14 protein-coding genes are annotated in these 12497 nt (G+C 43.7%); all 14 read left to right on the plus strand.

Going from position 1 to position 12497, the window contains the following annotated elements; genetic code table 11:
- Positions 1-21: 21 nt before the first annotated feature.
- On the plus strand, positions 22-585 hold the full coding sequence (locus ACTNC6_RS04705) for a stage III sporulation protein AF (RefSeq protein ID WP_173743228.1): 564 nt from the start codon (positions 22-24) through the stop codon (positions 583-585).
- Positions 578-892: a hypothetical protein gene (locus ACTNC6_RS04710; RefSeq protein WP_441032976.1), complete on the plus strand. Its 315-nt coding sequence runs from the start codon at positions 578-580 to the stop codon at positions 890-892. Before ACTNC6_RS04705 ends, ACTNC6_RS04710 begins: the two co-directional genes overlap by 8 nt.
- 10 nt (positions 893-902) lie before the next feature.
- Positions 903-1601, plus strand: coding sequence for a SpoIIIAH-like family protein (locus tag ACTNC6_RS04715; RefSeq protein ID WP_441032979.1), 699 nt, complete (start codon positions 903-905; stop codon positions 1599-1601).
- A gap of 111 nt (positions 1602-1712) precedes the next feature.
- The gene (locus ACTNC6_RS04720; protein WP_441032981.1) at positions 1713-3302 is read left to right on the plus strand and encodes a peptide chain release factor 3; all 1590 of its coding nucleotides are present in this window, start codon (positions 1713-1715) and stop codon (positions 3300-3302) included.
- A 108-nt stretch (positions 3303-3410) separates the two neighbouring features.
- On the plus strand, positions 3411-3797 hold the full coding sequence (locus ACTNC6_RS04725; RefSeq protein WP_173743224.1) for an Asp23/Gls24 family envelope stress response protein: 387 nt from the start codon (positions 3411-3413) through the stop codon (positions 3795-3797).
- Between the two features lie 69 nt (positions 3798-3866).
- Positions 3867-4316, plus strand: coding sequence for a transcription antitermination factor NusB (gene nusB / locus ACTNC6_RS04730; RefSeq protein WP_441043327.1), 450 nt, complete (start codon positions 3867-3869; stop codon positions 4314-4316).
- Positions 4313-5533 (plus strand): exodeoxyribonuclease VII large subunit, encoded by a 1221-nt coding sequence (xseA, locus tag ACTNC6_RS04735; RefSeq protein WP_441043328.1) that lies wholly within the window; start codon positions 4313-4315, stop codon positions 5531-5533. Before nusB ends, xseA begins: the two co-directional genes overlap by 4 nt.
- On the plus strand, positions 5520-5768 hold the full coding sequence (gene xseB, locus ACTNC6_RS04740) for an exodeoxyribonuclease VII small subunit (protein WP_173743221.1): 249 nt from the start codon (positions 5520-5522) through the stop codon (positions 5766-5768). The genes xseA and xseB overlap by 14 nt, the downstream gene beginning before the upstream one ends.
- Positions 5743-6639, plus strand: a complete 897-nt coding sequence (locus ACTNC6_RS04745) for a polyprenyl synthetase family protein (RefSeq protein WP_441032988.1) — start codon at positions 5743-5745, stop codon at positions 6637-6639. The genes xseB and ACTNC6_RS04745 overlap by 26 nt, the downstream gene beginning before the upstream one ends.
- Positions 6640-6652: 13 nt before the next feature.
- Positions 6653-8524: a 1-deoxy-D-xylulose-5-phosphate synthase gene (gene dxs / locus ACTNC6_RS04750; protein WP_441043329.1), complete on the plus strand. Its 1872-nt coding sequence runs from the start codon at positions 6653-6655 to the stop codon at positions 8522-8524.
- Positions 8521-9333 (plus strand): TlyA family RNA methyltransferase, encoded by an 813-nt coding sequence (locus tag ACTNC6_RS04755; RefSeq protein ID WP_303242022.1) that lies wholly within the window; start codon positions 8521-8523, stop codon positions 9331-9333. Before dxs ends, ACTNC6_RS04755 begins: the two co-directional genes overlap by 4 nt.
- Positions 9334-9368: 35 nt before the next feature.
- On the plus strand, positions 9369-10229 hold the full coding sequence (locus tag ACTNC6_RS04760) for an NAD(+)/NADH kinase (protein ID WP_441043330.1): 861 nt from the start codon (positions 9369-9371) through the stop codon (positions 10227-10229).
- Positions 10230-10241: 12 nt separating this feature from the next.
- The gene (gene argR / locus ACTNC6_RS04765; protein ID WP_173743216.1) at positions 10242-10700 is read left to right on the plus strand and encodes an arginine repressor; all 459 of its coding nucleotides are present in this window, start codon (positions 10242-10244) and stop codon (positions 10698-10700) included.
- A 51-nt stretch (positions 10701-10751) separates the two neighbouring features.
- The gene (gene recN / locus ACTNC6_RS04770) at positions 10752-12443 is read left to right on the plus strand and encodes a DNA repair protein RecN (protein WP_441043331.1); all 1692 of its coding nucleotides are present in this window, start codon (positions 10752-10754) and stop codon (positions 12441-12443) included.
- The last annotated feature ends 54 nt before the right edge of the window (positions 12444-12497 follow it).

A 12497-nucleotide genomic window follows, 5' to 3' on the forward strand; every position in this document is an offset into this window, starting at 1 on the left:
AACAGTTGAATCGGGGGAATTATGAAAGAAATTGTTTATCAGTGGGTGAAAAATCTGGCAGTTTTCTATATTTTGCTGACAGTAGTTCTTCACCTGATACCGGATAAGAAATATGACAGATATGTGCGTCATTTTATGGGGCTGTTGCTGATTGTTATGATGAGTGCACCGGTGTTTATGCTTTTGGGTAAAAGTGGGAAGATTATAGAGAGCTTTCAGATGAATTTCAATCAGGAGAATGAAAAAAGAGAAGAAAGGGAAGTGGAAAATCTTCAGATGATATATCTTCGGAAAGGATATGCTGCAGAGCTTCAGAAAAAAATTATGGAATCTTTAAAAAACTGTGGCATAGAAGTACAAGATGTGGAAGTAAATATAGAAGGAGAGAAATTCAAGGCAGTAATCACAGTGGACAAAGAGACCACCGGGGAACAGAAAGGAAGGATTGCAGATGATCTCAGGGAAAAATGGGGACTCAGGGAAGGGGAATATAGTATCCAGACTGAAGAATATGACTCCCGGGCAGTGGATCATTCTGCTTCTGCTGGGGTTACTGCTGGCAGTGGCAGCCCTGCCTGTGGCTGAAGGACAACAAAAGTCTGCCATTTCTCTCGCAAAAGATTCTGACAGTGAAGAAAAAAATCAGCTGGAGAAAAAACTGGAGAGTATTCTTGAGAATATGGAAGGGGTGGGAAAGGTGCAGGTGATGTTGATGACAGATGAGAGAAACAGTGGGGAAAGCTTTATGGAGTCTGGAGGAGTACAGGTTACAGGAGTTCTTATTTCTGCCCAGGGAGGAGAAAATCCGGTGACAGTATATAAGATTCAGCAGGCAGTAATGGCATTATTTCAGGTAGAAGCCCATAAAATAAAAATAGTAAAAATGAAATGAGGAGAATAATGTGAAAAAAGTCATCAAAAAAAATCAGGTGATCATCACCTCCCTTGCAATCCTGATCGCAGTGGCCGGATATCTGAATTTCGCAGATGTGGATCTTGGGGTCAAGGATAAGGAGGCCAGTACGGACAGCAGCAGTATTCTGGAGGATGCAGGGTATGATCTGACAGATTCGGAAGACACCAGTACCCCGGGAGAAGCAGTTCTTACAGGAACTGACAGCTTTGCAGCACAGGCAAGGATAAGCAGAGAACAGACCCGTTCCCAGAATAAGGCAGATCTGCAGGATATCATTAATAATAAGGATATTGATGATGAGAAAAAACAGGAGGCCATTCAGACTATGGTTTCCATGACAGATATTACCGAAAAGGAAGCGGCAGCAGAACTTCTCCTGGAAGCAAAGGGATTTGAAGATGTGATCGTCAATCTGACAGGAGAAACTGCAGATGTGGTAGTGCCGGAAGAAGAACTTTCTCAGGCACAGAGAGCACAGATTGAAGATATTGTAAAACGTAAAACCGGAATCGCACCGGAAAATATAGTGATCACACCTCTGAATCAGAGTGAAGAGGATGCAGGGGATGAAGAAGTAGAAGAAGATGAGGCAGAACAGACAGAAGAAACCGATCAGCAGACAGAAGAGACAGCTGCTTCACCTTATGAAGATTCGGTGGTTGATTCTACAGACATATATGACTAGAAAATGATGTTGTACATTGGCTCTTGACAGGCCGCTATAGCATATACTAGAATAGGAATGCTGTAAAAAAATAATGATAATTAAGAAGAAAGAGAGTTCAGGAGGCCGAACGTGTCTAAATATACCAACGAAATAGAAAAGAGAAGAACATTTGCCATTATTTCCCACCCGGATGCAGGTAAAACTACATTGACTGAAAAATTTCTGCTGTATGGCGGAGCAATCAATCTTGCCGGAAGTGTAAAGGGCAAGGCAACTGCCCGCCATGCAGTATCAGACTGGATGGAGATCGAGAAGGAGAGAGGTATTTCCGTTACCTCTTCTGTTCTCCAGTTCCATTATGATGGATATTGTATTAATATTCTGGATACCCCGGGACATCAGGATTTCTCTGAGGATACCTACCGTACTTTGATGGCTGCGGATTCTGCTGTCATGGTTATTGACGGCTCCAAGGGTGTGGAGGCTCAGACACGTAAGCTGTTTAAGGTATGCGTGATGCGTCATATTCCAATTTTTACTTTTATCAACAAAATGGACAGGGATGCAAACGATACCTTTGATCTTCTGGACGAAATAGAGAAGGAACTGGGAATTGCAACCTGTCCTGTTAACTGGCCTATCGGTTCCGGTAAGAAATTCAGAGGTGTATATGACCGCAATACAAAGGAAATCCTTACTTTCTCTGATACTCAGAAGGGAACCAAGGAAGGTGTGATCCAGGCAATCCCTTTAAATGACAGCCGTTCAGATGAGGTGATGGATCCGGAGCAGAAAGCACAGCTTCTGGATGAGATTGAGCTTCTGGATGGCGCAAGCGCTGACTTTGATCAGGAGCTTGTGAGTAAAGGTAAGCTTACTCCTGTATTTTTTGGATCTGCTCTGACTAACTTTGGTGTGGAAACATTTCTGGAGCATTTCCTTCAGATGACCACTTCTCCATTGGCAAGAACATCAGATGAGGGTCTGATTGATCCTATGGATGATGATTTTTCAGCCTTTGTGTTCAAAATTCAGGCAAATATGAACAAGGCCCACAGAGACAGAATTGCATTTATGCGAATCTGCTCCGGTAAGTTTGACGCTTCCCAGGAGGTATATCATGTGCAGGGAGAGAAGAAAATGCGTCTTCTTCAGCCTCAGCAGATGATGGCAGAATCCCGTCATGTGGTAGATGAGGCTTATGCAGGGGATATTATCGGTGTGTTTGACCCGGGTATTTTTTCTATTGGTGATACCATCTGTGCACCGGGCAGAAAGTTTGCTTTTGAGGGAATTCCTACCTTTGCACCGGAGCATTTTGCCAGGGTACGTCAGATTGATACCATGAAGAGAAAGCAGTTTGTAAAGGGAATCAACCAGATTGCCCAGGAGGGTGCAATCCAGATTTTCCAGGAGTTCAATACAGGTATGGAAGAAATCATAGTTGGTGTAGTAGGTGTACTGCAGTTTGATGTGCTGAAATATCGTCTGGAAAACGAATACAATGTGGACATCCGTCTGGAAAACCTTCCCTATGAACATATCCGTTGGATCGCAAATAAAGAAGAGGTCAATGTGGAGAAGATCACAGGAACCTCCGATATGAAGAAAGTAACGGATCTTAAGGGAAATCCACTCCTGCTTTTTGTCAATGCATGGAGTGTGGGAATGACAGAAGACAGAAACCCGGGCTTAATATTAACAGAATTCAGCAAATAACCCTTTTCAATCGTTTTTCAATTTGATATAATATATAAAAATATTGGTTTATTGTCTCCAGCTTTTTATGTTTTGGAGGCATCAATGAATTCCGTAGGAGGGTTTCCAATGGCAGAAAAAAGAATAACATATAAAATACAGGATTTAGGCGGCATTGGTGAGGTCCAGATTGCAGATGAAGTGGTTGCTATTATAGCAGGACTTGCTGCTACAGAGGTGGAAGGAGTAGCTTCCATGGCAGGGAATATTACCAATGAACTGGTAAGCAAGCTTGGAATGAAGAATCTTTCCAAGGGTGTAAAGGTTACCGTATTAGAGGGCGTTGTGACAGTAGAGCTGAACCTGAATATTGAATATGGAAAGAATATCCTGGAGACCAGTAAAAAGGTTCAGGAGAAGGTTAAATCTTCCATTGAGAATATGACAGGGCTTGAAGTTGCAGATGTAAATATTCACATTGCCAGTGTAGATATGGAGAATGAAAAAGGAAAGTAACCCTTTCCTTTTTTCTGTTACATACATGGTACTGTCGCCGTCAGGCGGCATGTCTGTTTAGGAGGAATTATGCGAAGAAGAGAGCAGAGAGAACATATATTTAAGCTTCTGTTCATGACAGAATTTAATTCAGAGGAAGAGATGAATGAGCAGCTCTCCCTCTATTTTGACAGCCTGGAGGAACTGGCTGAAAAAGATCAGGAATATATGCGGGAAAAATATAATCATGTACTGGAGCATCTGGATGAAATTGATGCACTTTTAAATGAGACAAGTAAGGGCTGGAAAACAAAAAGAATGAGCCGTGTGGATCTTACCGCCCTGCGTCTGGCTGTATATGAACTGAAGTTTGATAAAAATGTGCCTACAGGGGTGGCTATCAATGAGGCTGTGGAGCTTGCCAAGAATTTCGGCGGTGACACATCAGGCTCCTTTGTAAACGGTATCCTTGGCAAGATTGCCAAAGACGAAGATACTAAAGAAGATGTCAAAGTCGAAAGTGAAGAGAAAACAGAATGAAAAATGCATATTCTGTAGGCCAGGTAAACCGTTATGTAAAGAACATGTTTACCCAAGATTTTTTTCTGCAGAAGATATATGTAAAAGGAGAGGTGTCCAATTGTAAATATCATACAAGCGGGCACATCTATTTTTCCCTGAAGGATGAAACCGGTACAATGAGCTGTGTGATGTTTGCAGGACACAGAAGAGGACTGGCTTTTTCCATGAAGGATGGGGATAAGGTGATCGTTGGCGGTTCTGTTGATGTGTATGAGAGGGACGGACGATACCAGCTCTATGCAAAGGAGATAACCCTGGAGGGAGCAGGAGCTTTGTATGAGAGATATCTGGCATTAAAACAGGAACTTGAGGAAATGGGAATGTTTGCCGGAGAGTATAAACAGCCCATTCCAAAGTTTATCAGACGTCTGGGTGTAGTGACAGCGCCTACAGGTGCTGCTGTACAGGATATCAGAAACATCTCATATCGCAGAAATCCCTATCTTCAGATTATTCTGTATCCTGCTCTTGTACAGGGGGCAGATGCGGCAGAGAGCATTGTGAAGGGCATCCGTATGCTGGACAGGTTAAATGTGGATGTGATCATTGTCGGCAGAGGTGGAGGATCTATTGAGGATCTCTGGGCATTCAATGAGGAAATTGTGGCAAGAGCAATTTTTGAATGCAGAACCCCGGTTATTTCTGCAGTGGGACATGAGACAGATTTTACAATTGCAGATTTTGTGGCAGATCTGAGAGCTCCTACACCGTCGGCTGCGGCTGAGCTGGCAGTGAATGATTACAGAAGTGTGGTAGAGTCGTTTTCTGTTTACAGACAGAGAATGTACCGGGCTATGAGTACACGTCTGGATTTTTACAGGAGCAGACTGGCAAATTTTAGTACAAAGTTTGGCTATCTGAGTCCGGAGTACAGGCTGAGAGAGCAGAGACAGCGTCTGGCAGATGCAGAGAGCAGTCTGCAGAATGCAATGGAAGGAAAGCTTAAGGAGAACAGACACAGGCTTTCTCTGTATGTGGAGCGTTTTACCGGACTATCTCCGCTGCGCAAGCTGAATCAGGGCTTTTCTTATGTGGCAGATCAGGAGAAAAGGACACTGACAAGTGTAAAACAGGTAAAAAACGGGGATACCATTTATATATCTGTAACAGATGGAACTATAGAAGCAAAGGTGAACAGCATCAAAAAGGAGGAGCGTATCCATGTCCAAGGATAAGAGCAATGATCAGGTACTGGAAGAAAAGACTTTGGAGGAGGCTTTTACAGAGCTTGACGGACTGGCAGAAAAGCTGGAGGACAGAGAAACCTCACTGGAGGATTCTTTCCGGTTTTACAGACAGGGGATGGAGCTTTTGAAATTTTGCAGTGAGAAACTGGATACTGTGGAGAAAAAGATGCTGCAGATAAATGAGGATGGGACATTCAGTGAATTTTCAGGAAGAATTGACTAAAAAAACCAAAGAAATAGAAGCTGTGATCAGGGAGTATCTTCCTGCGGAAGAGGGCTTTTCCAGAACTATGGCTCAGGCTATGAATTACAGTATGCTGGCAGGAGGCAAGCGCCTTCGCCCCATGCTGATGCAGGAAACTTTCAGGCTGTTTGGAGGCAGCGGGAAGCTGGTAAAGCCTTTTATGGCAGGAATGGAGATGATCCATACCCATTCTCTGATCCATGATGATCTTCCGGCTTTGGATAATGATGATTACCGGAGAGGCAGGCTGACCACACATAAGGTTTATGGAGAGGCTATGGGTATCTTAAGTGGAGTAGCACTTTTGAATTACGCCTATGAAACCATGCTGCAGGCATTTGCCATGGCAGAAACTCTTCAGCAGAAGGAAGCTGTGATAGATGCATTGCAGGTAATGGCTGAGAAGACCGGAATCCACGGTATGCTTGGCGGTCAGAGTGTAGATGTGGAGAATGACGGCAAAGCTTTGGAAAAAGATATGCTGGATTATATCTATGAGAATAAAACCGCTGCACTGATTGAAGCCTCCATGATGACTGGTGCTATTCTGGCTGGTGCTGATGCAGAGCAGGTATCGGTGATAGAACAGGCGGCAAAAAGAATCGGACTGGCCTTTCAGATTCAGGATGATATCCTGGATGTGACCAGTACAGATGAAGAACTTGGAAAACCGGTTCACAGTGATGAGAAGAACCATAAGGTTACTTATGTAACACTTTTTGGAACAGAAAAGGCGGCAGCACAGGTTGCCGGACTTTCGGCAGAGGCAGTAGAGCTGTTGGAAAGCCTGAATAAGAATAATGAATTTCTGTATTTACTGGTGGAAAAGCTGGTAAATCGCAGAAAATAAAGGAAGGATACAAATGATTCTGGAAAAAATCAAAAAACCCAATGATATCCACAGGATACCTTTGGCAGATTTTCCGCTCCTGGCAGATGAAATCAGAGATTTTTTAATTCAGTCCGTAAGTAAGACTGGAGGACATCTTGCTTCCAACCTGGGTGTGGTAGAGATGACCCTTGCACTGCATAATGTACTGAATTTTCCGGAAGACAAGCTGATCTGGGATGTGGGACATCAGGCATATACACATAAGATCCTTACAGGAAGAAAAGAACAATTTATAAATCTCCGGCAGGAAGGTGGCTTGAGCGGATTTCCCAAGAGAAATGAGAGTGATTGTGATTCTTTTGATGCAGGTCACAGTTCTAATTCTATTTCTGCAGGTCTGGGGTACGTGCGTGCCAGGGATATCCTGGGACAAAAGCATACCGTGGTTTCTGTGATCGGTGACGGTGCTCTTACAGGTGGTATGGCCTATGAAGCATTAAACAATGCGGCAGATTTAAAAACCAATTTTATTATTATTATTAATGATAATAATATGTCTATTTCTAGAAATGTAGGTGGAATGTCCACTTACCTCAGTGCTCTGAGAACGGCAGAAGCCTATACAGGGATGAAGCTTGGGGTGACGAAGACTCTGAAGAAGATTCCCAGGGTAGGAGAAGCCGTGGTCGATACCATGAGAAAGACAAAGAGCAGTATCAAACAGCTTTTTATTCCTGGTATGCTTTTTGAGAATATGGGCCTTACTTATCTGGGACCGGTAGACGGTCACAATATGCGTCAGATGATGAAGCTATTTAATGAGGCAAAACGGGTAGAGGGCCCGGTGGTGGTTCATGTCCTCACAAAGAAAGGAAGAGGTTATGCACCGGCCAGTAACCATCCGGCACGTTTTCACGGCACAGGTCCTTTTGACATCAAGACAGGCCGTGTGCTGGAGAAGAAAAAAAGTCTCACATACACGGATGTGTTTGCGAAAAAGATTGTTTCTCTGGGAGAAAAAAATAAAAAGCTGGCAGCAATTACAGCTGCCATGCCTGATGGTACAGGTCTGGTAGAATTTGGAAAAAGATTTCCGGACAGATTTTTTGACGTAGGAATTGCAGAGGAGCACGCCGTAACTTTTGCAGCAGGACTGGCATTAGGAGGGATGATCCCTGTTGTTGCCATTTATTCTTCGTTTTTGCAGAGAGCAGTAGATCAGATGCTTCATGATGTCTGTATGCAGAATCTTCATGTGATTTTTGCAATAGACCGTGCAGGTCTGGTAGGGGCTGACGGAGAAACTCATCAGGGATGCTTTGACCTGTCTTATTTATCCATGATGCCCAATATGAAGGTACTGGCACCAAAGAATGCAGCTGAACTGGAACAGATGCTGGAATATGCAGTAGCCTGTGAAGGTCCTGTGGCAATTCGCTATCCAAGAGGCTGCGCTTATCAGGGATTGACAGATTACAGAGCACCTGTGATGACTGGAAAAAGTGAGATCATTGCCAAGGGAAAAGAAATCGCAGTGCTGGGAGTGGGAAGTATGCTTTCGGATTGCGAAAAGGTCTGTCAGGGGCTGAGAGAAGACGGATATGATCCTACATTAGTGAATGTAAGGTTCGTAAAGCCGCTGGATGTGGAGCTTCTGGACTGTCTTGCAGGAGACCACAGTCTGTTTGTGACTGTTGAGGAGAATGTAAAAAGCGGTGGATATGGAGAGCATGTAGCTGCCTATATGGAGGCATGCCACCCGAAAAGCCGGGTACTTACTGCTTCTGTGTGGGATCACTTTGTACCTCAAGGTAAAGTGGAAAGCCTGCGTACAAAAATCGGACTGGGAGTGGAAGATATCCGGGAGTCCATAGAAAACAGTGAGGTTTTGAAGAAAAAATGAAAAAGCGATTGGATATGCTCATGATGGACCGCGCCCTTGCACCTTCCAGGGAAAAGGCAAAAGCGTATATCATGGCAGGAGATGTATATGTAGATGGTCAGAAGGAAGACAAGGCAGGAACAATGTTTCCGGAGACCGTAAAAATAGAAGTAAGGGGAAATACACTTCCCTATGTAAGCAGGGGCGGCCTGAAGCTGGAAAAGGCAATGAAGAATTTTGATGTGACTCTGGATGGTAAAGTCTGCATGGATGTGGGAGCGTCCACAGGGGGATTTACAGACTGCATGCTCCAGAACGGGGCTGTGAAGGTATATTCTATTGATGTAGGATATGGACAGTTGGACTGGAAACTTCGCAATGATCCAAGGGTAGTCTGTATGGAGAAAACCAATATCCGCTATGTGCTTCCGGAAAATCTGGAAGGTCCGGCAGATTTTTCATCCATTGATGTTTCTTTTATTTCTCTTACCAAAGTACTTCTGCCTGTGAGAAATCTTCTCACAGAAGAGGGAGAAATTGTGTGTCTGATCAAACCTCAGTTTGAGGCAGGTCGTGAGAAAGTAGGTAAAAAAGGGGTTGTTCGGGATCCGGCAGTTCACAGAGAAGTGATCGAGAAGGTACGGGACTATGCCATGAGTATTTTCATGGAACCCTGTCATCTTTCATTCTCCCCCATCAAAGGACCGGAGGGCAATATTGAGTATCTGCTCCATTTGAAAAAGCATCCGGAGGGCAGTGAGATCACTGACAGTCTGCAGGTATCAGTGGAGGAAGTTGTTGCAGCTGCCCATGGGGAGCTGGATAAATAATAATCCGGAGAAAAGAATTAACAGGAACGAATATTATGGACAGGTTTTATATTATTACAAACAATGACAAGGATCCGGAATTTGCGTTTACAGGCAGGATTGTAGAATACCTGGAAAAATTTCATAAAAGCTGTACTGTGCAGCGGGCATCCAGAAAGCAGGAGGGAAATTTTCACTATACGGATCCCTCTAAAATTCCGGAGGATACAGAATGCATTATTGTTCTGGGAGGAGACGGAACACTGCTTCAGGCTGCCAGAGATATGGTGCACAAAGACATTCCGCTTCTGGGTATTAATCTGGGACATTTGGGATTTCTGGCAGAGGTTGACCAACAGTCTTTGTACAGCGCACTGGATAAGCTGATGGCTGGAGATTATGAGATTGAAGAGAGAATGATGCTGGAGGGATCTGTCTATCGGGGACAAAAGCTCATAGGCAGGGATATTGCCCTGAATGATATTGTGATCGGCAGAGATGGACATCTGAGAGTAGTGCGTTTTAAAAACTATGTAAATGATGTCTATCTGAATTCCTACAATGCAGATGGCATCATTATTTCTACTCCTACAGGTTCTACAGGCTACAGCCTTTCGGCGGGAGGTCCTATTGTGTCTCCAAGCGCTGAAATGACCATTATGACTCCGGTTGCACCTCATACACTGAATACCAGGAGTATCATTTTTCCGGCGGAGGATGTGATCACTGTAGAAATCGGCAAGGGAAGACACAATGACTGTGAAAAAGGACTGGCTTCTTTTGACGGTGATACTACGATCCCCATGGTTACCGGGGACTGTATCATTATACGGCGGGCTGATGCGAAAACCAGAATCCTGAAGCTGAACCATTTAAGCTTTGTGGAAGTTCTTCGAAGAAAAATGCGTGACAGTTAAGGAGGAAAGGTCATGAAGGTAGCAAGACATGAAAAAATTATAGAACTGATTCATCAATATGAGATAGATACACAGGAGGAGCTGGCTTCCAGATTGAATGAAGCCGGATTTAAGGTTACACAGGCTACGGTGTCCAGAGATATCCGCGCACTGAAGCTTACAAAGGTGGCAGGAAAGGATGGAAGATCCAGATATGCCATTATCAATAATGATTCCGGAAGCTTGGGGGCAAAATATACAAGAGTATTGGAAGACACTCTGCTTTCTATTGATGTAGGGCAGAATATTATTGTGATCAAGACCGTTTCAGGAATGGCCATGGGAGTAGCAGCAGCGCTGGATGCACTGCATTGGCCGGAGATTCTTGGCTGTATTGCCGGGGATGATACCATCATGTGTGCTGCCAAGAATTCTGATATGGCTCTGGGTGCGGCAGAGAAGCTGAGAAGCTTTGTGCGTCTGAACATGTAATAATAGGTTTTTACCGATAACAGTTATGAGAACAGTAACAGGAGGCAGGAAATGTTATCTCATCTCCACGTAAAAAATCTTGCACTGATAGAAGAAATAGAAGTAGAATTTGGTCCGGGTCTTAATATCCTTACAGGTGAGACCGGTGCCGGAAAATCCATTCTGCTGGGTTCCATGCAGCTAATACTGGGAGCCAAGACATCAAAGAACATGATAAGAGAAAATGCGCCCTATGCACTGGTGGAACTGCTTTTTCAGATAGAGAATGAGAAAGTGGCCCAGGCATTGAAAACACTTGATATTTATCCGGAGGATGGACAGGTTCTTCTTTCCAGAAAAATTATGGAGGGAAGAAGTATCAATAAAATTAACGGTGAGACAAGTACAGTAAGTCAGATGAAGGCAGCAGCAGCCTGTCTTTTGGATATTCATGGACAGCATGAGCATCAGTCCCTGTTATATCAGGATAAGCAGCTTTCTATTCTGGATGCTTATGGAAGAGAAAAAATTTTACCGGTAAAAGAAAAGGTTCAGGAGGCTTTCCGTCAATACAGTGCATGCAGGGTAGAACTGAAATCCATGGATATGGATGAAGAGCAGAGAAACCGTGAGCTTGCTTTCCTTGAATTTGAAATCAAAGAGATTGAAAAAGCCAACCTCAGACCTGGAGAGGACGAGGAACTGGAGCATATATACCGGAAAATGAATAATGGAAAGCAGATTGTAGATTCTATTCAGATTGTACATAATCTCACAGGCTACGAGGCGAAGGAGGGAGCCGGTGAGACTGTGGGGGAAGCTTTGCGTGAGCTTGCCCGTGTGAAACAGTATGATCCTGAATTGAATACTCTGGAGGAAACTCTTACTTCTGTGGATGGTCTGCTGAATGATTTTAACAGGGAGTTGTCTGCATATCTGGAAGAGCTGACCTTTGATGAAGGTGAGTTCTATGAGACAGAAAGACGTCTGGATCTGATCAATGGTCTGAAAGCAAAGTATGGACGTGAAATAAAGGATATTTTTGTTTACAGAGATCAACAGAAGGAAAAACTGGAAAAATTACACAGATATGAAGAAAATTTACAGGAACAGAAAAACAGACTGGAAAAGCTGGAAGCTGTTTTACTGAAGAATTCGAATGAATTATCCAAAATCCGCAAAGAATATAGTGAACAGTTGGAAAAGACAGTTATTCAGGGATTGAAGGATCTTAATTTCCTGGATGTAAATTTTGCCATTGATTTTCAGAAAAAAAAGAATTATACAGATAACGGACTGGATGATATCCAGTATCTAATCTCCACTAATCCCGGGGAGAGCCTGAAGCCTTTGGGACAGATCGTATCCGGCGGTGAGCTTTCCAGAATTATGCTTGCACTGAAAGCAATTCTGGCAGACAGAGACCAGATCGAGACCTTGATTTTTGATGAGATTGATACAGGAATCAGTGGTAGGACAGCACAGAAGGTATCTGAGAAAATGGCGGTGATCGGAAGAAATCATCAGGTAATCTGCATTACCCATCTGCCCCAGATCGCTGCAATGGCAGACAGTCATTTTGAAATTGAAAAGCATTTAAGAGGAACAGAGACCATCACACAGATCCATGTGCTTCAGGAAGAGGATTCCATCCGGGAACTGGCTCGTCTCCTTGGCGGGGCGGAGATTACACCGGCAGTTTTTGAAAATGCCAAAGAAATGAAAGAATTGGCACAGAAACAAAAAAATACAAGATTGAAATAAATCAGGAAACCATATACTAAGAGAGGATAACCTTTGAGAAAAGGCATTCTCTCT

The sequence above is a fragment of the Blautia sp. HCP3S3_C4 genome, from assembly GCF_052064095.1.
Lineage (GTDB): Bacteria > Bacillota > Clostridia > Lachnospirales > Lachnospiraceae > Blautia_A.

Excerpts from the sequence above, each read along its gene's own strand:
- ACTNC6_RS04705 (WP_173743228.1), top strand. The coding sequence starts at position 22 with ATGAAAGAAATTGTTTATCAGTGGGTGAAAAATCTGGCAGTTTTCTAT.
- ACTNC6_RS04725 (WP_173743224.1), top strand. The coding sequence starts at position 3,411 with ATGGCAGAAAAAAGAATAACATATAAAATACAGGATTTAGGCGGCATT.
- nusB (WP_441043327.1), top strand. The coding sequence starts at position 3,867 with ATGCGAAGAAGAGAGCAGAGAGAACATATATTTAAGCTTCTGTTCATG.
- xseA (WP_441043328.1), top strand. The coding sequence starts at position 4,313 with ATGAAAAATGCATATTCTGTAGGCCAGGTAAACCGTTATGTAAAGAAC.
- xseB (WP_173743221.1), top strand. The coding sequence starts at position 5,520 with ATGTCCAAGGATAAGAGCAATGATCAGGTACTGGAAGAAAAGACTTTG.
- dxs (WP_441043329.1), top strand. The coding sequence starts at position 6,653 with ATGATTCTGGAAAAAATCAAAAAACCCAATGATATCCACAGGATACCT.
- ACTNC6_RS04755 (WP_303242022.1), top strand. The coding sequence starts at position 8,521 with ATGAAAAAGCGATTGGATATGCTCATGATGGACCGCGCCCTTGCACCT.
- ACTNC6_RS04760 (WP_441043330.1), top strand. The coding sequence starts at position 9,369 with ATGGACAGGTTTTATATTATTACAAACAATGACAAGGATCCGGAATTT.
- argR (WP_173743216.1), top strand. The coding sequence starts at position 10,242 with ATGAAGGTAGCAAGACATGAAAAAATTATAGAACTGATTCATCAATAT.
- recN (WP_441043331.1), top strand. The coding sequence starts at position 10,752 with ATGTTATCTCATCTCCACGTAAAAAATCTTGCACTGATAGAAGAAATA.